Source organism: Streptomyces sclerotialus (genome assembly GCF_040907265.1).
Classification (GTDB): Bacteria; Actinomycetota; Actinomycetes; order Streptomycetales; family Streptomycetaceae; genus Streptomyces; species Streptomyces sclerotialus.
Genome location: NZ_JBFOHP010000002.1, coordinates 1,809,658 through 1,833,143 on the forward strand (window position 1 = coordinate 1,809,658; position 23,486 = coordinate 1,833,143).

17 protein-coding genes and 1 tRNA gene are annotated in these 23,486 nt (G+C 71.9%); 5 read left to right on the plus strand and 13 right to left on the minus strand.

Annotated elements, in window-relative coordinates:
- Positions 1-16: 16 nt before the first annotated feature.
- Together AAC944_RS08110 and AAC944_RS08115 are read right to left on the minus strand one after the other, a co-directional pair.
- On the minus strand, positions 17-544 hold the full coding sequence (locus AAC944_RS08110; protein WP_030616200.1) for a sigma-70 family RNA polymerase sigma factor: 528 nt from the start codon (positions 542-544) through the stop codon (positions 17-19).
- A 147-nt stretch (positions 545-691) separates the two neighbouring features.
- Positions 692-1,840: a glycerophosphodiester phosphodiesterase gene (locus tag AAC944_RS08115; protein WP_030616203.1), complete on the minus strand. Its 1,149-nt coding sequence runs from the start codon at positions 1,838-1,840 to the stop codon at positions 692-694.
- Positions 1,841-2,277: 437 nt separating this feature from the next.
- Here AAC944_RS08115 and AAC944_RS08120 point away from each other — a divergent pair, with 437 nt between their 5' ends.
- Complete coding sequence (locus tag AAC944_RS08120) at positions 2,278-2,958, plus strand: lysophospholipid acyltransferase family protein (protein WP_030616206.1); 681 nt, start codon at positions 2,278-2,280, stop codon at positions 2,956-2,958.
- A gap of 62 nt (positions 2,959-3,020) precedes the next feature.
- Here the strand turns inward: AAC944_RS08120 and AAC944_RS08125 are convergent, their stop codons facing one another.
- From AAC944_RS08125 to AAC944_RS08150, 6 genes are all read right to left on the minus strand, one after another.
- On the minus strand, positions 3,021-3,428 hold the full coding sequence (locus AAC944_RS08125; protein ID WP_030616209.1) for a nuclear transport factor 2 family protein: 408 nt from the start codon (positions 3,426-3,428) through the stop codon (positions 3,021-3,023).
- Positions 3,429-3,548: 120 nt separating this feature from the next.
- Positions 3,549-5,093, minus strand: coding sequence for an MFS transporter (locus AAC944_RS08130; RefSeq protein ID WP_051871867.1), 1,545 nt, complete (start codon positions 5,091-5,093; stop codon positions 3,549-3,551).
- Complete coding sequence (locus tag AAC944_RS08135; protein ID WP_030616214.1) at positions 5,090-5,641, minus strand: TetR/AcrR family transcriptional regulator; 552 nt, start codon at positions 5,639-5,641, stop codon at positions 5,090-5,092. Before AAC944_RS08135 ends, AAC944_RS08130 begins: the two co-directional genes overlap by 4 nt.
- 136 nt (positions 5,642-5,777) lie before the next feature.
- A complete protein-coding gene (gene argH / locus AAC944_RS08140; RefSeq protein ID WP_030616217.1) occupies positions 5,778-7,211 on the minus strand; it encodes an argininosuccinate lyase in 1,434 nt (477 codons plus the stop codon).
- Between the two features lie 97 nt (positions 7,212-7,308).
- Positions 7,309-8,502, minus strand: coding sequence for an argininosuccinate synthase (locus AAC944_RS08145; protein ID WP_030616220.1), 1,194 nt, complete (start codon positions 8,500-8,502; stop codon positions 7,309-7,311).
- 97 nt (positions 8,503-8,599) lie between these two features.
- Entirely contained in the window at positions 8,600-8,968 is a 369-nt protein-coding gene (locus tag AAC944_RS08150) for a DUF488 domain-containing protein (RefSeq protein ID WP_030616223.1), read from the minus strand.
- 151 nt (positions 8,969-9,119) lie between these two features.
- On the opposite strand from AAC944_RS08150, the gene AAC944_RS08155 reads away from it, so the two are divergent.
- Positions 9,120-9,193 (plus strand) — tRNA-Pro (locus AAC944_RS08155).
- An 86-nt stretch (positions 9,194-9,279) separates the two neighbouring features.
- On the opposite strand, the gene AAC944_RS08160 is transcribed toward AAC944_RS08155, so the two are convergent.
- From AAC944_RS08160 to AAC944_RS08170, 3 genes are all read right to left on the minus strand, one after another.
- Entirely contained in the window at positions 9,280-12,951 is a 3,672-nt protein-coding gene (locus AAC944_RS08160; RefSeq protein WP_368397013.1) for a multicopper oxidase domain-containing protein, read from the minus strand.
- Between the two features lie 274 nt (positions 12,952-13,225).
- Entirely contained in the window at positions 13,226-14,557 is a 1,332-nt protein-coding gene (locus AAC944_RS08165) for an ammonium transporter (RefSeq protein ID WP_078888621.1), read from the minus strand.
- Between the two features lie 114 nt (positions 14,558-14,671).
- Positions 14,672-16,336 carry a class I adenylate-forming enzyme family protein gene (locus tag AAC944_RS08170; protein ID WP_030616233.1) on the minus strand — a complete coding sequence of 555 codons (1,665 nt, stop codon included), beginning with the start codon at positions 16,334-16,336 and terminating at the stop codon, positions 14,672-14,674.
- A 493-nt stretch (positions 16,337-16,829) separates the two neighbouring features.
- Here AAC944_RS08170 and ald point away from each other — a divergent pair, with 493 nt between their 5' ends.
- Both ald and AAC944_RS08180 read left to right on the plus strand, forming a co-directional pair.
- Positions 16,830-17,945 carry an alanine dehydrogenase gene (gene ald, locus AAC944_RS08175; RefSeq protein WP_030616235.1) on the plus strand — a complete coding sequence of 372 codons (1,116 nt, stop codon included), beginning with the start codon at positions 16,830-16,832 and terminating at the stop codon, positions 17,943-17,945.
- A gap of 223 nt (positions 17,946-18,168) precedes the next feature.
- Positions 18,169-19,629, plus strand: coding sequence for an amino acid permease (locus AAC944_RS08180; protein WP_368397014.1), 1,461 nt, complete (start codon positions 18,169-18,171; stop codon positions 19,627-19,629).
- 79 nt (positions 19,630-19,708) lie between these two features.
- On the opposite strand, the gene secD is transcribed toward AAC944_RS08180, so the two are convergent.
- Together secD and AAC944_RS08190 are read right to left on the minus strand one after the other, a co-directional pair.
- Complete coding sequence (secD, locus tag AAC944_RS08185) at positions 19,709-22,069, minus strand: protein translocase subunit SecD (protein WP_078888622.1); 2,361 nt, start codon at positions 22,067-22,069, stop codon at positions 19,709-19,711.
- 190 nt (positions 22,070-22,259) lie between these two features.
- A complete protein-coding gene (locus AAC944_RS08190) occupies positions 22,260-22,655 on the minus strand; it encodes a hypothetical protein (protein WP_030616242.1) in 396 nt (131 codons plus the stop codon).
- 176 nt (positions 22,656-22,831) lie between these two features.
- Between AAC944_RS08190 and AAC944_RS08195 the strand changes: the two genes are divergently transcribed.
- Positions 22,832-23,422 (plus strand): pyridoxamine 5'-phosphate oxidase family protein, encoded by a 591-nt coding sequence (locus tag AAC944_RS08195; RefSeq protein WP_030616245.1) that lies wholly within the window; start codon positions 22,832-22,834, stop codon positions 23,420-23,422.
- Positions 23,423-23,486 lie beyond the last annotated feature (64 nt).

The following is a 23,486-nucleotide window of genomic DNA, read 5'->3' on the forward strand; positions in this document are numbered from 1 at the left end:
CGCCGCCATGGCGGGGTCAACGCTCCTTTCCCCGGAGTTCAGGAACCCCAACCTCCGCCGTCAGCATTCTGCGCAGACATCCCAGACATCGGGAACGGAGTGGCCCCATGCTCCCCTGTGACATTCCCAACTCAGATGAGACCTCACGGTAGGTCGGATCCGCCCCCGACAACAGGGCGCGTACCAACGCCGGGCAGCGTCCCGGGAGTTGTTCGGCCACGGCGAGCAGCGCGCGGCGCCGCTCGGCGTCCAGGGCCAGCGGTTCGGCGACGGTGCCGACCCGGGGCTGGGCGCCGGTGGGGTCGTACGGGATCTCGTACCGGGACCGCCGCAGGGCGCCGCGCACCTCTGCGCGTACCGCCCGGCGCAGCCAGCGCGCGGGCTCGGCCGGCGGACCGGCCGTTCGGGTGTACCGGAGCAGGCGTGCCCACACGCCCTGTTCGATGTCCTCGGCGTCGGCCCCGGCGGCGGGTGCCTCGGCCGCCGCCTCGGCGGCGAGGAGCGGGCGCAGCGCGGTGATCAGTTCATGGTCGCGGTCCGTCATGCCCGCGCTGACGGCGCCCGGCGGGCCCGCGGTTGCCGTGCGTCAACGCGGCGGTGTCCCGCGTCGGTGCACGGCAGGGCGCGTGCGGCGCGCGGGCCGGGGTCACCACCCCGCACCCGCCCGCCGCCACGGTGGTACCGCTGCCGGTCAGCCCTTGCGGAACTCCGCCGCCGCCAGCAGCGCGGTGTCGGGGTTGTCGGAGAAGAGGCCGTCGATGCCGGTCGCGAAGAGCGCCTTGAAGTAGGCGAGGGAGTCGCCGTACGCGGCCGGGTCGCTGCCCTTGCGGAGGTCCACCGGCAGGAAGGTGTTCTCGTTGCGGACCGTGTACGGGTGCAGGACGAGGCCCGCGGCGTGCGCGTCCTTGACCACGGAGGACGGCTCGCCGAGCTTGCCGTCGGCGGTGCGCGGGATGATCACGGTGAGGTCCGGGCCGATGCCCTGCGCGAAGGAGGCGATCCAGCGCAGCCCCGCCGGCTTGACCAGGTCGGCGACGGTACGCGGGTCGCCGGCCTCCTTGAAGTCCCAGGGCTGGGACTTCAGCGTGCTGAGCAGGACGACCTTCGGGCAGTCGACGAGCTTGTCCAGCCGCTGGATGCTGGAGGGCTCGAAGGACTGGAGGAAGGTCGGGGAGTCCTTCTTGTGGCGGCCGTACCGGCGGAGCAGCTTGGCCAGCCGCTCCTCCAGGCCGAGGCCCAGCTTGCGGAAGTAGGTGGGGTGCTTGGTCTCGATGTGCAGCCAGACGCGGCGGCCGCGCTTCCGGCCCTCGCGGTCGGCCCACTGGAAGACCTCTTCGAGGGTGGGGACGTCCCAGCGGCCGTCGTAGAGGGTGTTGTGCTGCCGGGTCTGCGGGATGCGCTCCTTGGCGCGCAGCGTCTTCAGCTCGGCGAGCGTGAAGTCCTCGGTGAACCAGCCGGTGAGCTTGGTGCCGTCCACCGTCTTGGTCGTCTTCCGGCCGGCGAACTCCGGGTGGTCGGCGACGTCGGTGGTGGCGGTGATGTCGTTCTCGTGGCGGCAGACCAGGTGGCCGTCCTTGGTGGGGACGAGGTCCTGCTCGATGACGTCGGCGCCCATGTCCAGCGCGAGCTGGTAGGAGCCGAAGGTGTGCTCGGGGCGGTAGCCGCTCGCGCCGCGGTGGCCGACGACCAGGGGGACGGGCAGTTCCCCGCCGCCGTGTCCGCCGTGCCCGCGCCCGGCCGCGGTCGCCGTACCGGCCCCGCCGCCCAGCACCGCCGCTCCGGCGCCGAGCGCCGCAACGCTCAGTACGGTCCGCCGCCCGGGTCGCTGCGCCTTGTCCATGTTTCCCCGACTCCTCATGGTTCTGTGATGTGCGGCACCTGCCGGTGCCGGGGCGATGTTAGGCCCGTACAGCTTTCCGGTGGGAGACATCCGACCGAACACGCGGGTGAACGCGAGTGACGTATGGGTGATTCTGATGTCACCCGCAGGCGCAGCGGCCTCATCGCGGGTCCGTGCGGTGTGCGGCATTCCACAGCCTCGGAGGGATCACTTCCGGCCACTCGCGAACATTCGTACGCATCATCGGTCCCGCAGGCTGCGTAGACACGGACCCTGCGTTCTTCGCATGGCGGACCGGTTAACCACCCGTGACGCACGGGAAGGGCGTGTCAACTCTGCGTATCGATCCCATGAACCCGGTGTGCGATCGAGGTTGAGCCGCGAGTATCGTCCTCACCTGCAGACTCCTGCACTGACCAGTCAACCCGGAGGACCCGTTGTCCCGCATGCTGCTGAAGGCGACTCTCGGATTCGTCATGCGTGTCCTGTTCCGCCCGAAGGTCGAGGGACTCGACGGCATTCCAGGCAGCGGACCGGTGATCCTGGCCGGCAACCACGTCACCTTCATCGACTCGCTGTTCCTGTCGCTGATCGTGGAGCGCGCGACCAAGCGCCAGGTGTACTTCATCGCCAAGGACGAGTACGTCAAGGGCAAGGGCGTCAAGGGCCGCCTGATGGCCTGGTTCTTCACCACCGCCGGCATGATCCCGGTCGACCGGGACGGCGGGCACGGCGGCGTCGCGGCCCTGATGACCGGCCGCCGCGTGCTGGAGGAGGGCAAGGTCTTCGGCATCTACCCCGAGGGCACCCGTTCCCCCGACGGCCGCCTGTACCGGGGCCGCACCGGCATCGCCCGGCTGACGCTGATGACCGGCGCGCCGGTCGTCCCGTTCGCGCTGATCGGTACCGACAAGGTGCAGCCCGGCGGCAAGGGCATGCCCCGTATCGCGCCGGTGACCTGCCGTTTCGGTGAGCCGCTGGACTTCAGCCGGTACGACGGCATGGACCGCGACCGCTACGTCCTGCGGGCCGTGACCGACGAGGTCATGAGCGAGGTCATGCGCCTGTCGGGCCAGGAGTACGTCGACGTGTACGCCACCAAGGCCAAGGCCGCCTGACGCGCGCCGGACACAACGGGCCCCCTGCCGCCGACCGCGGCAGGGGGCCCGTTCGCGTGCGGTCACCGGCCGCCCAGCGGGGCGCGGCGGGCGAGGACCTTGCGGTGGCTGATGCGCCAGCCGTCGCCGACGCGTACGACGGTGTCCTCGTAGGTGACCGTCCCGCAGCTGCCGTCCGCGTTGACGCCGATGCCCTTGGAGAGGGCGTGCACCCCGTCGCCGCCGGGCAGTTCGGCGAGGACGACGTTGGTGACGTGGTGGGCCACCGGGTTGGCCTCGCCCAGCGCGAGCGCGGCCTCGCGGATCGCCGACACACCCTTCAGCGGCGGCTGCCCGAAGTCGGTGACGTCGTAGACGACGTCCTCGGTGAACAGCTCGTCCAGCCGGTGCAGCTCGCCCGCGTCGAACAGATGCCCGTGCAGCGAGAGCAGCTCGGCGATGGCGGCGCGGTCCTCGGCGGCCAGTGCCATGACAGTCCTCCTCCGAAGCGCGGATGTCCCGACACGGCGCAGGCTACCGGCGGCGGCGCGCGCCCCGGCGCGGGGCGCGCGCCGATCCGCCGTACTCCCGTACCGCGCGCCGCCGTCGGGTCAGTCGCCGCCCTCCAGCCGGTGGCCGCGCAGCAGTATCCACGCGGCGGCCGCGGCGGCCAGTGAGATGACGCCGCCGACCACGGCCGCCGCCTCCACGCCGTCGGTGAACGCCTGCTGCGCGGCGTGCAGCAGCGCCTCGCCCGCGCGGTGCGGCAGGTCGCCCGCCGTCTCCACCGCGCCGCCCAGCGACTCACGGGCCGCTCCGACCGCGTCGCCCGGCACGCCCTCGGGCGCCGTGAAGTTCCGGTAGACGCCGGTGACGACCGAGCCGAGCAGCGCGATACCGAGCGCGGAGCCCAGTTCGTACGCCGTCTCGGAGACCGCCGAGGCGGCGCCCGCCTGGTCCTTCGGCACGCTGGAGAGGATGACGTCGGCGGTGACGGTGAAGGAGAAGCCCGCGCCGACACCGACCACGAAGAGGATCGTGCCGAGGACCGGCGTCGCGGTGGTGGCGCTGACCCAGGCACACGCGCCGAGCCCGAGCCCCACCAGCACCAGCCCGCCGGACACCACCGCGCGCACCGACAGCCGGCGCGCGACGTGTCCGGCGGCCAGCCCCGCGCCCATCGCGCCGACGGCGGCGGGCAGTTCGACCAGCCCCGCGTTGAGCGGCGAGCGGCCCTGCACCATCTGGAGGAACTGGGACAGGAAGAACAGCAGTCCGGCCAGGCCCAGGATGGTCAGCAGATCGGCCAGTACGGCGCCGGAGAAGCCACGGTTGCCGAAGAGCTTCATGTCCAGCAGCGGTGTGGGCAGCCGCAGCTGGCGGCGGACGAAGCCGACGAGCGCGAGCACACCGATCACGCCCGCGACGGCGACCCCGGCGCCGATGCCGTGCGCCGCCGCCTCCTTCACCGCGTACACCACACCGATCATGCCGACCAGCGACAGCCCGACGCTGACCAGGTCCCACGGTCCCGGCTTCGGGTTGCGGGACTCCGGCAGCACCTTGATGCCGACGGCGACCAGCACCACCATCACCGGCAGGTTGATCAGGAAGACCGAGCCCCACCAGAAGTGGCCCAGCAGGAAGCCGCCCAGCACCGGGCCGACCGCGGTGCCCGCGGAGGCCGCCGCACCCCAGACGCCGACCGCCAGGCTGCGTTCGCGCGGGTCGTGGAAGAGGTTGCGGATCAGCGCGAGGGTGGACGGCATCAGCGTCGCACCGGCCACGCCCTGCAGCGCCCGCGCCGCGATCATCATCTCCGGCGTCGTCGCGTACGCCGCCAGCGCCGACATCGCACCGAACGCCACCGACCCGGTCAGCAGCAGCTTCTTGCGCCCGATCCGGTCGCCGAGACTGCCCATCGACACCAGCAGACCGGCGATGACGAACGAGTAGACGTCGCCGATCCACAGCAGCTGGGTGCCCGACGGGCGCAGGTCCTCGCTGAGGTACGGCGCGGCCAGGCCCAGCACGGTGGCGTCGACGCCGACCAGCAGCACCGCGAGGACCAGCACGCCGAGCGCGAGCCAGCGCCCCGGGCGCGGCTGTTCCGCCGTCCCGTTCTCCGCCGCCCCCACGGCCGTCGCCCCGCTCATCGCGTGCTCTCCCTTCGTACGCCGCCGAGCAGCAGCTCGGCGATGGAGTGGTTACGGTCGGCGCGGGCCAGCCGGCCCTCGTGCACCGACCAGGCGCCCGCACAGACCAGCCCGTACAGCGCCTCGGTCAGCCAGGCCGGGGTCAGGTCGATACGGAAGGTCCCCTCCTCCTGACCCCGCCGGAACAGCGCGTGTATCCGGGCGTCGAGCGCCGTCCACCCTTCGTTGATCTCTTCCCCCTCGAAGAGCTGGTTCTCGGTGTAGAGGAACGCCAGCACCCCGGCGACCGGCTCCAGCTCGGCGATGAGCCGGCGCAGCGCGGCCTCGGCACCGTCCTCGTCCAGCCGGGCGGCGTCCAGCGCCCGCCCGCTCTCCGCGATGCCCAGTTCCTCCAGCGCGCGGATCAGCGCGTCCCGCCCCGCGAAATGCCGGTGCAGCGTCGCCCGGCTGATCCCGGCGGCCCGCGCGATGTCGTCCATCGAGGCGGTGCTCCTCCGGGTGAGCAGGGCGGCGGCGTCTTTGAGTACGCGTTCTCGATCCACGGCCATGAGACAGATCGTACGCCAATGAGACATCATTGTCTCACCAAGGTCGCCGCAGTCTCATCGCAGTCCACCGGACCACACAAAAGCGGCCGCCGCCCGGTCAGGGAGACCGGACGGCGGCCGCTGCCGCTTCAGGGAGTTACTTCTGCTTGGCCGTGGCCCACTCCCGCTGCGTCGCCAGGTCGGCCTTGACCTCGGCGAGCTGGACGGCGACCGCCGAGGGGGCGGTGCCGCCGCGGCCGCTGCGTGAGGCGAGCGCGCCGGGCACGTTGAGGACGGTCCGCACCTCGGGCGTCAGGTGTTCGGAGATCTTCGCGAACTGCTCGTCGGTGAGCTGGTCGAGCTCGATGCCGTGCGCCTCGCACTCCTTGACGCACTCGCCCGCGACCTCGTGCGCGACACGGAACGGCACGCCCTGCTTGACCAGCCACTCGGCGATGTCGGTGGCCAGCGAGAAGCCGGCCGGGGCCAGCTCCTCCATGCGCTCGCGGTTGACGGTCAGGGTGGCCATCATGCCGGTGAAGGCGGGCAGCAGGGTCTCCAGCTGGTCGCAGGAGTCGAAGACCGGCTCCTTGTCCTCCTGGAGGTCGCGGTTGTACGCGAGCGGGAGCGCCTTGAGGGTCGCCAGCAGGCCCGTCAGGTTGCCGATGAGGCGGCCCGACTTGCCGCGCGCCAGCTCGGCGATGTCCGGGTTCTTCTTCTGCGGCATGATCGAGGAGCCGGTGGAGAAGGCGTCGTGCAGGGTCACGAAGGAGAACTCCTTCGTGTTCCAGATGATGACCTCCTCGGCGATCCGGGAGAGGTCGACGCCGATCATCGCGGTGATGAAGGCGAACTCCGCCACGAAGTCACGCGAGGCCGTGCCGTCGATGGAGTTGCCGGCCGAACCGTGCTCGAAGCCGAGGTCCTTGGCCACCGCCTCGGGGTCCAGGCCGAGCGAGGAGCCGGCCAGCGCGCCCGAGCCGTACGGCGAGACGGCCGTGCGGTCGTCCCACTGGCGCAGCCGCTCGGCGTTCCGGGACAGCGCCTGCGCGTGCGCGAGGACGTGGTGCGCGAAGAGGACGGGCTGGGCGTGCTGGAGGTGGGTACGGCCGGGCATCGCCACGTCCGGGTGCGCCTCGGCCAGCCCGATCAGCGCCTCCTGGAGCTCGGCGAGCAGGCCGCCGATGATCCGGGCGTGGTCCCGGAGATACATCCGGAAGAGGGTCGCCACCTGGTCGTTGCGGGACCGGCCGGCCCGCAGCTTGCCGCCCAGGTCGGGGCCGAGCCGCTCCAGCAGGCCACGCTCCAGCGCGGTGTGCACGTCCTCGTCGGCGATCGTTCCGACGAAGCTGCCGTCGGCGACGTCCACCTCCAGCTGGTCGAGGCCGGCGATCATGCGGTCCAGCTCGTCGGCCGTCAGCAGGCCCGCCTTGTGGAGCACGCGCGCGTGGGCTCGCGAGCCGGCGATGTCGTACGGGGCGAGCCGCCAGTCGAAGTGGACCGACGCGGACAGCTTCGCCAGGGCCTCCGCGGGACCGTCCGCGAAACGGCCGCCCCAGAGCCGGACGTCACCGCTGTTGCCGTTGCTCACTTGCTTCGCTCCTCAAAGCTGATGTCGTGTACCGCCGCCTCCCCGCCGGACGGGCGGGGAGGCGGCAGTGCGGTACGGACGTTACCGGGTCGGCCGGTCAGGCCAGGTCGCGCTTGGCGGCGATCTTGCTCGACATGCCGAAGATCTCGATGAAGCCCTTCGACAGCGACTGGTCGAAGGTGTCGCCCGTGTCGTACGTCGCCAGGTTGAAGTCGTACAGCGACTGGTCGGACTTCCGGCCGGTGACGACGGCGCGGCCGCCGTGCAGGGTCATCCGGATGTCACCGGAGACGGCCTGGTTCGCCTCGGCGATGAAGCCGTCCAGGGCGCGCTTGAGCGGCGAGAACCACAGGCCGTCGTAGACCAGCTCGCCCCAGCGCTGCTCGACCTGCCGCTTGTAGCGGGCCAGCTCGCGCTCGACGGTGACGTTCTCCAGCTCCTGGTGGGCGGTGATCAGGGCGATCGCGCCGGGGGCCTCGTAGACCTCCCGGGACTTGATGCCGACCAGCCGGTCCTCGACCATGTCGATCCGGCCGACGCCCTGGGCGCCGGCCCGCTCGTTCAGCTGCTGGATCGCCTGGAGGACGGTGACGGGCCTGCCGTCGATCGCGACCGGCACGCCTTCCTTGAAGGTGATGACGACCTCGTCGGCGTCGCGCGGCGTGGCGGGGTTCGCGGTGTACTCGTACACGTCCTCGATGGGCGCGTTCCAGATGTCCTCCAGGAAGCCGGTCTCCACGGCCCGCCCGAAGACGTTCTGGTCGATGGAGTACGGCGACTTCTTGGTGGTCGCGATCGGGAGGTTCTTCTCCTCGCAGAAGGCGATCGCCTTGTCCCGCGTCATCGCGTAGTCCCGCACCGGGGCGATGCACTTCAGGTCGGGAGCGAGGGAGGAGATGCCCGCCTCGAACCGGACCTGGTCGTTGCCCTTGCCGGTGCAGCCGTGCGCGACGGTCGTCGCGCCGTGCTTCTTCGCGGCGGCGACCAGGTGCTTGACGATGACCGGCCGGGAGAGGGCGGAGACCAGCGGGTACCGGTCCATGTACAGCGCATTGGCCTTGACCGCCGGGAGGCAGTACTCGTCGGCGAACTCGTCCTTGGCGTCCGCGACCTCGGCCTCGACCGCACCGCAGGCGAGCGCGCGCTTGCGGATGACGTCCAGGTCCTCGCCGCCCTGGCCGACGTCCACCGCGACGGCGATGACCTCGGCGCCCGTCTCCTCGGCGATCCAGCCGATGCAGACGGAGGTGTCCAGGCCGCCCGAGTAGGCGAGTACGACGCGCTCGGTCACGGGATTCTCCTTACGGTCCATGCACTGACAGGTATAACTATGCAGTCCTCCGTATGTTTCGTCAACAGTGCAGGTCAGGAGGGGTGCGCTAGACCTCTCAGACGCCCTTGTGCAGCAGTTCCACGAGCACCGTCGTATGGCTGAGGTCCAGTTCCCTGGTCGCCGTCAGCAGGGTGACCGGCCCCTGCCCGGCCAGCTCCCGCAGCTCCCGCAGCGCACCCCGCGCCGGCTCCGCCGCCAGCTCCGCCCGATAGCGCTCGGCGAACTCCTCGTACGCCGCCGCCCGGTGCCCGTACCACTTGCGCAGTTCCGACGAGGGCGCGACGTCCTTCAGCCAGGCGTCCAGGCGCGCCGCCTCCTTCGACAGGCCGCGCGGCCACAGCCGGTCGACCAGCACCCGCGCCCCGTCGCCGGACTCCACCCGCTCGTACACCCGGCGCACCCGTACGTCCGCGACCTCGCTCATAGCCGCATTGAAACACCGGAGCACCCCGTACGCGCGGCATCGCCGGTGGCCCGATCCGCCGCCTCCCCGACCCCGTTTTTGGCGCACGGGGCCGGACAGGGTAAATTTCTTCTGCACGCACCGGCCGGGGAACCCGGACCGGAGCAGGCACCGGGACGTGGCGCAGCTTGGTAGCGCACTTGACTGGGGGTCAAGGGGTCGCAGGTTCAAATCCTGTCGTCCCGACGGTGTTTTTGCAGCTCAGGGGTCATCTTCGGATGGCCCCTGAGGCGTTTCCGGCTATCGCGGCCGAGCAGGCCGTACGGGCCGGGTCAGCCGCGGACGCGGATGATCCCCCACACCCCCTCCGACAGCGTCCAGCGCAGCACTCCGCTGCGGTACGCGTAGTCGCCGGGGCCGCCGGCCGTCAGGTCCAGGGTCCGTACGCTGCCGGGGCTCAGCGCACCGAGGGAGCCGACCCGCGGGCGGCGCAGGTGTTCCTCCATCGGCCAGGTCGCGCCGTGCACCTCGAAGCTGTGGTTGCGCGGCTTGTCCGTGCCGAAGACGAGGTGCAGACGGATGCGGTCGCCCGATCGGCACTCCAGCAGTGGTGTCGGCGGGCGTGGGTCGGCCAGCGACGGGCGGGACGGCACCAGGTGGGCGCTGCGGTAGTTGATGCCCTTCTGGCCCGCGTCCTCGGGGTCGTCCTGCAGATCGCGCACCGGCTGGTCGGGGTCGCCGTCGTGGTAGTGCCGCATGCCGTCCTGGACGATCAGGACCAGCTCGTGGACCGGCGGCCCGTCCGGCCCGCGCAGCAGGGTCCGCGCCCCGGTCCAGCGCTCGGGCGTGACCTCGGCCGGCTCGACGATCAGCGCGCCGACCAGCCCGCGGTGGCGGTGGGTGCGCAGGTCGGCGCGGTCCTGAAGGAGGACGGCGCCGGGCGTGTCGGCGTACCAGCGGTACACGATCTCGTCGCCCGGGCCCACCGTGCCGTCGGGGTTGCGCCCGATGTGCGCCCCGTCGCCGGTCCGTACGTCGTAGCGGACCAGGCCGCCCGCGTGCAGCGACACCCGCTGGGAGATCTCCCGGGTCGCGGGGTCGTCCTTGGCGGGCAGCGGCGGGTCGAACGGGGTGGGCGTCAGCGGCACCGCCAGTTCGTTGCGGAGCCGGATCTCCGCCCATTCGCCGACCCGGCAGCGGATGATCAGCGGCTCGTTCTCGGGCTGGCCGTCGGTGCGGTACTCCACGCCGAACGGGTCGGAGCGCTGGTCGCTGTAGCGCAGCTCCTTGCTCCGGGCGCGCACCCGGTAGCGCCGGGCCTGTGCGGAGCGGAACGGCGGCAGTGCGTCGGCGGTGCGGCGGCCGGGCAGCGGCGGCAGGTCCGGCTGTTCCTCCTCGTGCAGCCGGAAGAGCCCCCAGCACCCCATCCAGGTGTCGTCGATGCCGGCGAAGAGCCACAGGTAGTCGCCAGGGCCGCGGTACTCGTCCAGGTGGAAGCTGAACGCCTCGGAGATGCCCAGCGTCTGGTGGTCGCGCAGCGGTGATGCGGGGTCGTCGCGCCAGGCCCGCCAGCGCATGCCGTGCACCATCAGGCCGTGCTGCTCCTCGTGGGAGCCCTGGTAGAGCCGCAGCCGGACCGGTTCGCCGGGGTAGCCGCGCAGCAGTGGCGTACCGGGGTCGCCGTGCTTGTCGCTGGAGAACCAGTCGGCCGGTTCGTCGCCCCTCTCGTGCAGCGGTTCGCAGCGGTAGCCGACGGCCATCGCGCCGTGGTCCTCCAGCTGGCCGGGGAATTCCGGCGGGTTGATCGGGTCGTCGCGGCCGTCCTTGCGCTCGAAGAGCGGGACGAAGTCGGCGACGCCGAGGATCTGTTCGCGGAAGGCCGTGCCGTCCGGGAGCCGCACCACCGCCTGGTTGGCGTTGCGCACCTCGCGGTCGTGGTCGTGCGGGTCGACCCACACGGCGCCCTCCGGTTCGGCGATCATGCTGCCGAACAGGCCGTGCCGCTGCCGCTCGTTGGCGAGCAGGTGGTCGTGGAAGAAGACGACGCCGAACTCCTCGTCGCAGTACCAGCGGTACATCCAGGAGTTGTAGCGGGCGAAGTCCTCGGCGCCCTGGTCGGTGGTGGTGGTACCGGAGAGGTAGTTCCAGCCCACGCTGGCGCCGTCCGACACCAGCGGATCGAACTTGACCAGGTGTACGTGCAGTCCGCATTCGGGCTGGAAGGGCAGTACCTGGTCGAAGGCGGTCTCCTCCTGGCAGCCGACCGGCAGCGCGTTGGTCAGCGTGAACTCCAGCACCTCGCCCTTGCGCCCGCGGATCGCGATCGGCTGGACCTGCCGGTGGCCTTCGGCCAGCTGCCGCCGGAACTCCTCGACGCCGCCGGCCTCGTCGATCTCCTCCTTGAGCGCGAAGAGGTGGCCGCGCGGGTCGTACCACCGGCTGCCGTGCCCGGCGTCCCCGCCCGGGTGGCCGTTGCCGCCGTCGAAGTACGTGACCGGCGCCTCCAGCACGACGAGGTGGTAGCGGCGGACCGGCGGGGTGACACCCGCGGGCGTCACCCTGGTGAACGCCTCGCCCGGCTGCGGGTCGTCGACGAACGCCGCGCGCTCCAGGGCGGTGGGCTCCCGGCCCATGCCCTCCGGCATGTGCGGGGTGCGCGGCGGGCGGGGCGACTTCTGCGGGAACTCGGCGGGGATGAAGGCGGGGTATCCCGGCCGCTCGGCGGTCGGCGGCTGCGGCTGCTCGGGGTTGCCGGGCAGCGGCCGCAGGGCCGCGATCGGCGTCCCGTCGGGGTAACGCCCCGACCCGTCCTGCAGCGTGTCGAAGATCCGCCAGATGCCCCACATCCCGGAGTGGAAGTGCGGATACAGGTGACAGTGGAAGATCGCGTCACCGTACGCGCGCTGGGCCGAGCCGGCGGTCGTCTCGATGGTGAAGGCCTGCTGCGGGCCGATGGAGATGGAGTCGATCAGCGGCGAGTCGTCGTTGCCGGGCACCGCCCGCCACTGGTGCAGGTGCAGGTGGAAGACGTGCGTCTCCTTGATCCCGGCGTGCACCAGCCGGATCCGCGTACGGTCCCCCCGGTAGGCGCGCAGCAGCGGGGTCGACGGGTCGCCGAACAGCCAGGAGCTGTGGTGCTGTTCCTCGCCGACGATCTGGTCGCGCACCGGGTCGAGCTCCCCGCTCGCCAGCATCCGCTCGTAGGCGAACGCGCGCCAGCCCATCGGCTCGGTGCGGTAGCTCATCAGCATCATCGACGCGGCGTGCCCGTCGTCGTGCCCGCCCCCGTGCCCGCCGTTGCCCGGGTCCTGGTCGCCGAAGAGGTCGGGCGCCAGCCGCTCCCCGCCCGCGGCCACGGAGTGGGTGTGCGGGCGCGGCAGGTCACAGTGGTACCGCGGGTGCGGCGGCAGGACGGGGTTGTGGTTGTGCGTCTCGTCGTGCATGAACACCGCGTACTCGCGGAAGCTCGGCCCGCCGGGCACGTGCACGTCCGCGTACAGGCCGGACGCCAGCGGCCCGCCGGTGACCGGGTCGGTCCAGGTCGCGCCACGCGGCTCCACGATCAGCGCGCCGAACAGGCCGTGCGCGTTCGAGCCGTGCTCGGCGCCGCGCAGGTCGGCGAGGTCGCCGAAGAAGAAGGTTCCTTCCTCGTCACACCGCCAGACGTAGGTCCGGCGGCCGCCGTCCGGTGCGGCGGCGGAGTCCGGGTTCCTGCCGACCTGGCCGCCGTCCGCTTCGAGGACGTCGTAGCCGACGCCCTGGGCGTGGATACCGGCGCGCTGCGGCAGTTCGTTGCGGAACCGCACCACGACCTTGTCGCCGACGTTGGCACGCAGCACGAGCGGCCGGACGAGCGGGTGCGGCTCCGGGAGCCGCTCCGGCTCCTCGATCGGGTGCGGGAACGGGTCCGGGAAGCTCTCCCGGACCCTGCGCAGCTCGGGCTCGTCCGCCGCGAGCGCGTAGATCATCCCGTCCGGGTCGTGGTCCCCCCACGTGTCGTACACAATCGGAACTTGAAGTGCCACCACATCGTATGTCCGTAATGCCATGAGGCATCCCCCTGTGATGTGAAGTGTCATACGTCGTATGACATGGACCTAGACGGCCCTTCACGTCACCCGGGTTGCCCACGGACGGACGGCACCAGGAGCCCCGGAAGCACGGCGGCGCGCCGCGGCGCGGTCCCCTCGTTGCGGTAAGCCCCCTGCGCGACGAGACGAGCGGCACTCCGCCCCCGGACCACGCCGACGCGCCCCTCCGCGCCCGCCCGCCTCCGTATCAGTCCCCGGGCTCCCGGTCCGCGCGGTGCATGAGGGTGGTGGCGCCGCCGGGGAGGTGGCCGGCCGGGTCGCGGCGGCCTACCGTGCCGTGGCCGAGTACGCCGTGGTCGTAGGCGGTCTCGGCGTGGATCGTCTGGTCCAGGCCGGTCCGTTCGTGCTCGGGGGCCGCGCGGAAGCCCATGACCTTGTCGATGGCCTTGCCGAGGGCGTAGCTGACGAGGAAGGCGTACGCGCCGGTGGCGAGCACGGCGACGAGCTGCTTGCCGAGCTGCCCCGCTCCGCCGCCGGAGAGCAGGCCTGCCGGTCCTCCGGTCATGTCCGAGGTCGCGAAGAAGCCGATGAGCAGCGTGCCGATGACACCGGCGACGAGGTGGACGCCGACGACGTCGAGCGAGTCGTCGTAGCCGAAGCGGAACTTCCAGTTGACGGCGTAGGAGCAGACCACGCCCGCGACCAGGCCGATGGCGAGGGCGCCCCAGATGCCGACCGAGCCGCAGGACGGGGTGATCGCGACGAGGCCGGCGACCGCTCCGGAGGCCGCGCCGAGGGTGGTGGCGTGCGCGTCCCGGCGCTTCTCCACCAGCAGCCAGCCGAGCAGACCGGTGCAGCCGGCCGCCTGGGTGTTGAGCAGCGCCATGGCGGCCTTGCCGTCAGCGGCGACGGCGGACCCCGCGTTGAAACCGAACCAGCCGAACCAGAGCAGACCGGCGCCCAGGACCACCAGCGGCAGGCTGTGCGGCCGCATCGCTTCCTTGCCGAAACCGAGCCGCGGCCCGAGCACCAGGGCGAGAGCCAGACCGGAGGCCCCGCAGTTCACCTCGACGACGGTGCCGCCCGCGAAGTCCAGCGCGCCCAGCTTGTCCAGGATCCAGCCGCCGGGCGCGAACACCCAGTGGGCGACCGGTACGTAGACGAGCAGGGTCCAGAGCGCGGCGAAGGCCACCCACGCACCGAACCGGGCGCGGTCAGCGATGGCGCCGCTGATCAGGGAGACGGTCAGGATCGCGAAGGTGAGCTGGAAGGCGGCGAAGAGGGCGGTCGGCACGGTGCCGGTGACGCTCTTCGGGCCGATGCCGTGCATGCCGAGGTGGTCCAGGCCGCCGATCAGGCCTGCGCCGGTGTCCGGGGCGAAGACCAGGCTGTATCCGATCGCGAGCCAGACGACCGTGACGACGGCGATGGCGGTGAAGCTCATCATGAGCATGTTCAGCACGCTCTTGGCGCGCACCATGCCGCCGTAGAACAGCGCCAGCCCCGGCGTCATCAGCAGGACCAGCGCGGTGGCGGCCAGCAGCCAGGCGGTGTCCCCGGAGTCGATTCCGGCAGGCATGTGCGTCAACCTTCCCGCCCGGCGGTGACGGCAGGAGGGGCCGCCGGGCCAGGGAAGAGAGTGACCCGCCGCAATTTCCGGTATCGAACATCGACGTTTCGCCGACGTTTCGCGTTACCGCGGCGTTTCCCGCAGCTCGCGACGGAGGATCTTCCCCGTGGCCGTTTTCGGCAACTCATCCAGGAAGGATACGGAGCGCGGGTATTTGTACGCGGCCATCCGCTCCTTGCAGTACCCGATCAGCTCCTCCTCCGTGACGGATTCGCCCCGTTTGAGGGACACGTACGCCTGCACGCTCTCGCCCCGGTACGCGTCCGGCACGCCGACCACCGCCGCCTCCCGCACCGCCGGATGGCCGTAGAGGACGTCCTCCACCTCGCGCGGCCAGACCTTGTACCCGGCCGCGTTGATCATGTCCTTCTTGCGGTCCACCAGGTAGAACCAGCCCTCGGCGTCCATGAACCCCACGTCGCCGGTACGCAGCTCCCCGCCGGGCAGCGCGGCGGCCGTCGCCTCCGGCTTGTTCCAGTACCCGGGCACCACCTGCGGCCCCGACGTGGCGATCTCCCCCGTCTCCCCGACCGGTACCTCCTCCCCGTTCTCGTCGAGGACGCGCACGACGGTGTTGAAGACCGGTACGCCCACCGACAGGGCGCCCGACTCCGGGTCGACCGGCGCCCGCGTGCCCAGCGGCACGGCGTGCGAGGGCGAATTGGTCTCCGTCAGCCCGTAGATGTTGTGCAGGTACCGCCCCGTCGCCTCCTCGAACCGCTCGTTGACGGCGGGGGCGACGGGCGCGCCGCCGGAGTAGACGACGCGGAGCGAGGCGAAGTCCTCACGGGTGGCGTCCGGGGCGCCGGCCAGGCTGATGAAGACGGTGACGGCGCCGACCGTGAACGTCGGCCGGTGCTCGCGCAGCGCGTCCAGCACCACGCCCGGGTGGAAACGGTGCGCGAGGACCAGCGGGCAGGGCAGCAGCAGGGCGAGCGCGAGATGCCCGATCAGCCCGGTGATGTGGAACAGCGGCGCGACACCGAGGATGCTGTCGTCCTCCCCCAGCCGCATCCAGTCCCGGTACGTACAGGCGTTGAACAGCATCGCGCCGTGCGTGTTCAGCGCCCCCTTGGGCTCCCCGGTCGTACCGGAGGTGTACGTGAGCACGGCGATGTCCCCCGGCGCGGGCGACACGGGCTCCGGGGCCCGCCCCGCGTACCGCTCGACGAGCGCACGCAGACCGAGCGTCCCCCGGGGCCGGCTCCTCCGCACACCGGCGAACAGCCGCGGGTCGTCCCGCGTCTGCCAGTCCGACGGCGAACAGGTCACCACGGTGGCGACCTGCGTCCCCCCGCCGCCGATGACACCCTTGGCCACGCTCTCGTACAGCCCGTCCAGGCACAGCAGCGCGCTCGCGCCGGAATCGGTGAGCAGATACGTCAGCTCGCGGGCCTTGTTCATCGGGTTGACGGCGACCGCGGCACCGCCGGCCTTCCAGGCGGCGAGCAGCCCGATGACGAAGGCCGGGTCGTTCTGGACGTACAGCGCCAGCCGGTCGCCGGGCGCGAAACCGCGCTCGGCCAGCGCGACGGCGAGGGCGTCGGACGCGGCGTCCAGCTCGGCGAGGGTCAGCACACCGTCGAAGTACCGGATCGCCTCGGTACCGGGGCTGCGCTCGACGGAGGCCCGGAACGCGTGCAGGAGCGTGGGGTACTCGGGCGTGATGTCGCCCGGCACCCCCTCGCCGTACCGCGCCAGCCAGGGTCGCTCCCGGTACGCACTCACTCGGCGACCCCGGGGGCTGCGGGTGCGGTTGCGGTTGCGCCGCTGGGCGCGCCACGAAGCAGCTCTTCCCTGGCCGTGACGTCGGTCATCGCATCGCGCCTTCCTCACTCACCATCACGTAGGACGTAAGGGGGCACCGGCCAACCGCCCGGGCCGGGGCCGGAGCCGCGCCGGCTACTGTGAATCAGCTTTCAACTACCCGTCAACAGGCCGGAGCACGGTCGCATCGGCGGAGTCCCGGTCGGATTGACCGGATTTGCCTTGTCGCAGGGGGCCGGCCGGCGGGATCGTGATCGCGTCCGGGCCACCGGCCAGGAGGGCGGAGCCGGGAAATCGGCCGGCCGGGCGGGGCCGGTACGTCCGGCTCCGGGCCCGTCAGGAGCCGGAGAACTGGCGCTCATGCCCGGGCCGGTCGGCCGCGCACGCCGGTGCCACGGACACCGCAGGTCGCCGGGCGCCCTGTCCGCGCCCGCCCTACCGATGGGAGTTCTTCGTGAAGATCGGGATCCCGCGCGAGATCAAGAACCACGAGTACCGGGTGGCCATCACCCCCTCAGGCGTCCACGAGCTGGTCCGGCACGGCCACTCCGTGTACGTCGAGCAGGGCGCCGGCACCGGATCCTCGATCCCGGACGCCGAGTACGCGGCGGCCGGCGCCACCCTCCTGCGGGACGCCGATCAGGTCTGGGCCACCGCCGACATGGTCCTCAAGGTCAAGGAGCCGGTCGCGGAGGAGTACCACCGCATGCGCGAGGGGCAGCTGCTCTTCACGTACCTGCACCTGGCGGCCTCCAAGGAGTGCACGCAGGCGATGCTGGAGTCCGGGATCACCGGCGTCGCGTACGAGACGGTGCAGCCGGCGGACGGTTCGCTGCCGCTGCTGTTCCCGATGTCGGAGGTGGCGGGCCGGCTGGCGCCGCAGGTCGGCGCGTACCACCTGATGCGGGCGGCGGGCGGCCGCGGCGTGCTGATGGGCGGGGTGTCCGGCACCTCCCCGGCCAAGGTCGTGGTCGTCGGCGCCGGCGTCTCCGGCATGAACGCGGTGGCCGTGGCCACCGGCATGTGGGCCGACGTCACACTGCTGGACATCGACATCGAGAAGCTGCGGGCCGCCGACCGGATGTACCAGGGCCGGATCAGGACCGTCGCGTCCAGCGCCTTCGCTCTGGAGCGGGCCGTCCTGGAGGCGGACCTGGTCGTCGGCGCGGTGCTGGTGCCCGGCGCCCGGGCCCCCAAGCTGATCAGCAACGACCTGGTGTCGCGGATGAAGGAGGGCTCGGTACTGGTCGACATCGCCATCGACCAGGGCGGCTGTTTCGCGGACTCCCGGCCGACGACGCACGCCGACCCGGTCCACCGGGTCCACGGCTCGGTCTTCTACTGCGTCGCGAACATGCCGGGCGCGGTCCCGAACACCTCCACGTACGCGCTGACCAACGTGACCCTGCCGTACGTCCTGGCCATCGCCGGCAACGGCCTGGCGGCCGCGGCCGAGGCCGACCCCGCCGTCAAGCGGGGCATCAATGTGATGGGCGGTCAGCTCACCTACCGGCCGGTGGCCGAGGCGCACGACCTGAAGTACGTGGACGTCGACGAGGTCCTCGTCTAGAGCCGCACGTGGCGCAGGGGGCGGGCGGACGACGTGTCCGCCCGCCCCCTCTTGGCGTACGCCCGGAAGATCATGGTGCAATCCGCCTGCAACAACGACGCCATGTCCGCGTTCTAAACTCCCTCCGGTACCGCGACAACGCTGCTTCTCGGCGCTTTCTCGGAGTTCGCCGGCGGGCCGCCATTCCGGGCAATGCCGATTCACCCAACGAAATGGAACACCCGTGGGAGAAGACAACAAGGAAGCCGTCGAAGGAGCCGGAGCCGGACTGCGCAGCGAACTGAAACAGCGCCATATGCGGCTCATCGCTCTTGGCGGGGTCATCGGCGCGGGGCTCTTCGTGGGCAGCGGTGTGGTCATCGAGGACGCCGGGCCGGCCGCCGTCATTTCGTTCATGCTGGCCGGCGGGCTGGTCATCCTGGTGATGCGGATGCTGGGCGAAATGGCGGTGGCGCGTCCCTCGGTCGGCTCCTTCTACGCGTACGCACGCCTCGCCCTGGGCAATTGGGGCGGCTTCACCATCGGCTGGCTCTACTGGTATTTCTGGGTGAATGTGGTGGCGCTGGAGGCGGTGGCCGGCGCGAGCCAGCTGCACGTCTGGCTGCCGGGAATTCCGCTGTGGGTCATCAGCCTCTGCCTGATGGTCGTCCTCACCGCGGTCAACATGTTCTCCGTGAAGTCCTTCGGGGAGTTCGAGTACTGGTTCTCCTCCGTCAAGGTCGCCGCCATCACCGTATTTCTCGTGCTCGGCCTGGTATTCGTGCTGGGGCTGTGGCCGGGCGCGCACGACGCGGACGTCTCGAATCTGACCGCGCACCAGGGGTTCGCGCCGCACGGCATCGGGCCGGTGCTCGCCGCCGTCATTCCCGCGGTCGGTTTCTTCACCGGTGCCGAGATCGCCGCGCTGGCGGCCTCGGAGTCCAGCGAGCCGCGCCGCAACGTCGCCAAGGCCACCCACTCCGTCGTCGTGCGCGTCCTGCTCTTCTACGTCGGCTCGGTCTTCCTGGTCATCGCGATCGTGCCGTGGAACGACCCGGACGTGGCCGACGGCCCGTACGTCGCGGCGCTCCAGGAGATCGGCATCCCCTCGGCGGGCACCCTGATGCGGGCCCTGATCCTGGTCGCCGTGCTCTCCTCGCTCAACGCGGGGCTCTACAGCGCCTCCCGCATCGTCTTCGCGCTCACCCGGAACGGCGACGCGCCACGCGGGCTGACCAAGCTCAGCAAGCGGGGCGTGCCGCGCCGCGCGATCCTCCTCGCGACCACCCTCGGCTACGTCTCGGTGGTCATCGCCTACGTCTCGCCGGACGCGGTCTTCTCCTTCATCGTGCACTCCTACGGCGCGGTGGCCCTCTTCGTGTACCTGCTCGTCGCCCTCTCCCAGCTGCGGCTGCGCCGCCGTCTGGAACGCGAGGACCCGGAAGCGCTCCAGCTGAAGATGTGGTGGTACCCGTACCTGAGCTGGTTCACCGTGGCCGCCATGACGGTGGTGATCGTCACGATGGCCGTCCTTCCCGGCACCCGCATGGACTTCGCTGCCAGCGCCGTCACGCTCGTGGTCGTCCTCGCGGCGTACGGGGTACGCGCCCGGCGGCGGCGCGGGCAGGACGGCGGGGCCGCCGGCGCACCGGGGACGGGCGCCACGGCGGTACCGGCGCGGGAAGCGGAAGCGCGCCGGCCCTGAGACGGGCGCGGGCCACAGCGGGCGCGGGCCGTAGCGGGCCGTACCCGTCACGGCCCGCGCCCCCGGTGGCGCCCTCGGGTCAGACCACCGCGCCCGTGTCGTCCACGCGGCCCGCTCCCGCCCTGCCGCGTGGCCCGGTCAGGGGCTGGGTTTTGCGGCGCGTGACGGGCCGGGGCGGCGGCGCCGAGTTGCGGGCCTCCAGCGAGATGGCCAGCGGCATCGCGGTGAACAGCGACGAGTACGTGCCGACGCCGATGCCGATCAGCAGCGCCACCGCGAAGTCGGTGAGCGTGTCACCGCCCAGGACCGCCAGTGCCGCCAGGATGAGGACGGCGCCGATGCCGGTGTTCACGGTGCGCGGCAGGGTCTGCAGGATCGCGGAGTTGGCGATCCGGTCGAACCGGGCCCTGCGGTTCGCGCCCCACAGCTCGCGCACCCGGTCGAAGACCACGACGGAGTCGTTGACGGAGTACCCGATGACGGTGAGCAGCGCCGCCAGGAAGACCCCGTCGACAGGCTTGCCGAGCCAGGCGAAGACGCCGACCAGGATCAGCACGTCGTGGGCCATCGCGGCGACCGCCGAGGCGCCGAAGGTCCAGCGGAAGCGGACCGCGAGGTAGCCGAGCTGGGCGAGCAGCGCCACGCCGAGGGCGATGAGCGCGTTGCGGCGCAGTTCGTCGCCCAGGCTCGGGCCGATCAGCTCGTCCCGTACCTTCTCGGTCTTCCCGCCCAGCCCGGCGACGGTCTCCCGGACCTCGCTCTCCTGCGCCGCGGTCAGCTTCTCGGTGCGTACGGTGAGGTCGCCCTCGCCCGAGGAGTTGACCACGGCACGCGGGAAGCCGGCCTCGGCGAGCGCCTTGCGCGCCGCGCCGGGGCCCACCTCGGTGGCGGTGCTGTACTCGACCATCCGGCCGCCGGTGAACTCCACGCCGAAGTCGAGGCCGCGCAGGCCGATGCCGCTGCCGGCCAGGACGAGGACGAGCGCGGAACCGGCCAGCCAGCGGCGGCGGTGGCGCATCAGGTCGGGGGCGCGGCGGGTGAGCCAGGTGCGGACCCGGCCTTCCTTGGCCAGCCCGGTGATCCGCGGCGCGGCCTTGACCAGGTCCCGGCCGACGGCGTATTCGGCGAGGACGCGGGTGACGACGAGTGCGCTGATCATCGAGGCGAGGACGCCGATGGAGAGGGTGACGCCGAAGCCGCGCACCGGCCCGGAGGCGAAGAAGAACAGCAGTCCGGCGGCGAGCAGGGTGGTGATGTTGGAGTCCGCGACGGCGCTGAAGGCATTGCGGAAGCCGGCGGTGAGGGCGGTACGGATGCTCGGCCGCGCGGCGTCGTCCGGGCCGCCGCGCCGTTTCCGCTTGCGCCCGGTCATCGCGTACTCCTCCCTGGCCCGCTCGAACACGAGGACGTTGGCGTCCACCGCCATCCCGATGGCCAGGACGAAGCCGGCCAGGCCCGGGAGGGTGAGCGTGGCACCGAGCGCCAGCAGCGCGGCGTAGGAGATCAGCGCGTAGCAGGCCAGGGCGATCGCGGCGAGGGCGCCGAGCAGCCGGTAGACGACGATGATGAAGAGCGCGGTGAGGGTGATGCCGATGACCGCGGCCTCGGCGCTGGCCTCGATGGCGTCCGCGCCCAGCGTCGGCCCGACGGTCCGCTGCTCGACCAGTTCGACGGGGACGGGCAGTGCGCCGCCCTTGATGAGCAGCGCGAGGTCCTGGGCCTCCTGCTGGGTGAAGTTGCCGGTGATCTGGGTGGAGCCGCCGGTGATGCCGGTGCCGCAGGCCACCGACTCGTTCACCTGCGGGGAGGAGATGACCTTGTCGTCCAGGACGATGGCGGCGCGGCGGGCGGGGTCGCCCATCGGCTTGCAGGCGGCGTCGCCGGTGAGCTTCGCCCATTTCTGCTCACCGGTGCCGCGCAGGTCGACCGTGACGTACCAGCCGCTGCCGCGCTCGGCGTCGAAGCCGGCCTCGGCGCCGTCGACCTGTTCGCCGGTCAGCGCGGCGGGGCCGATCCGCAGCGGCTGTCCGGTCTCGTCGCGCAGGCTGCGGTCGTCCTTGGGCCCCGGCTGCCGGGAGCCGGCCGGTTCGGTGCCGCGTACGGGGTGGAAGGTGAGCTGTGCGGTGCGGCCGAGCACCTCGGCGGCCTCGCGCGGGTCCTGGACGCCGGGGAGTTCGACGACGATGCGGTGCTCGCCGGAGCGGGCGAGGTTCGGTTCGGAGACGCCGAGGCCGTCGACGCGGCGGCGGAGGACTTCCAGGGTGCGTTCGGTGGCCTCGCGGTCGGCCTCGGCGGTGGGCGAGTCCCGGGTCTCCAGGACGATCTGGGTGCCGCCGCGCAGGTCGAGTCCGAGGCGTGGCGACTGGGTGAAGGTGAGGTACAGCGAGAGGGCGAGGACGGCGAGCGCGAGCAGCGCGCGCAGCCTCGAAGCGCGGTTCATGGGCGTGGGCCTCCAACAGGCGGTGCCGCGCGCCCGGTCGCGTACGGGCGCGGCGGAGATCCGTACGGGTACGCGCGGGCGTACGGGTACGGCGGGGAACGCCGCGGCCGGTACGTACGGGCACGGCGGGAAGCACGGCGGACGCCCCGGGACCTGGGGACAGGTCAGGGCGTGCCGTGGTGTGGCGTGTTCACCTGTGGGAGAGGGGCGGGGCGCGGGCCGGCCGGAGGCCCGCCGAGAACTGCTGCCGGTCGCCGGTACTCCGGAGCACCGGCAGCCAGGACAGGGCCCGCAGCCGGGGCGCGTAGCGGCCGGCCGGGCCGAGGCCCGGTGCCGGGTGGGCCACGTGCTGTTCGGCGGGGGCGGTGCGGCCGCCGGTGCGGAGGACGGCGGGCAGGTTCGCGGGATGCGCGGAGCCGTCGTGCGCGTGCGGGGATCCTGCCGGGCCCCTGGCCGCGTACGGCACGCCGTCCGCGTACGAGGCCGTCGTCGCGGCCGCCGCCGTGGGGCTCAGCCCGCCGAGGACGAGCGCGCAGACCGCGAGCAGCGCCCGCAGGGCGTCCGCCGGCCGCATCCGCCGGTCCATGCCGCTGCCTCCTCGTCCGCCTCGCCGCCCGGGCGGCCGTCCGATCACCGCCGCCGGGCGGGTGTCCGCACACTCTGCCACGGCCGGGAGGTTTTCGAGAGCCTCCGTTGCGGACGTTTCCGGAGCGAGACCTGCGGCCCTCCCAACGCCCCCGTGGCAAACGGATACTGGAGCGTATGGGAAAGGTTCACGAACGTATCGACGGCAGGCTGCGCGCGTTCATAGAGGCGCAGAAGATCTTCTTCACCGCTACCGCACCGCTGTCCGGGGACGGCACGGTCAACCTCTCGCCCAAGGGGCTGAGCGGGTCCTTCGCGGTGCTCGACGAACGCACCGTGGCGTACCTCGACTTCGCGGGCAGCAACGCGGAGACCATCGCGCACCTGCGGGAGAACGGCCGCATCACGCTGATGTGGTGCGCCTTCGAGGGGCCGCCGAACATCGTCCGCGTGCACGGCCGGGGTGAGCCGGTCTTCCGCGACGATCCTCGGTGGGGTGACCTGCTCGCGCACTTCCCCGGCGTCGACGGGGCGGCGCACGGCCTGCGCGCGATCATCGTGGTCACCGCCGAGCTGATCCGGGACACCTGCGGCTACGGCGTGCCGTTCATGACGTACGACGAGGACCGTCCGCTGCACGCCTCGCGCTTCGCGCGGGAGACGGACGAGAGCCTCGACGCGTACTTCCGCAAGAAGGAGCACATCGCGCAGAGCATCGACGGGCTGCCGGGCCTGCCCCTGCCGCTGCCGCCGCTGCCTGCCTCCTGACGCGCGTACGGCCCGGCACGCGTACGGCCCGCCCCCGAGGGAGCGGGCCGTACGTGCGTCGGGC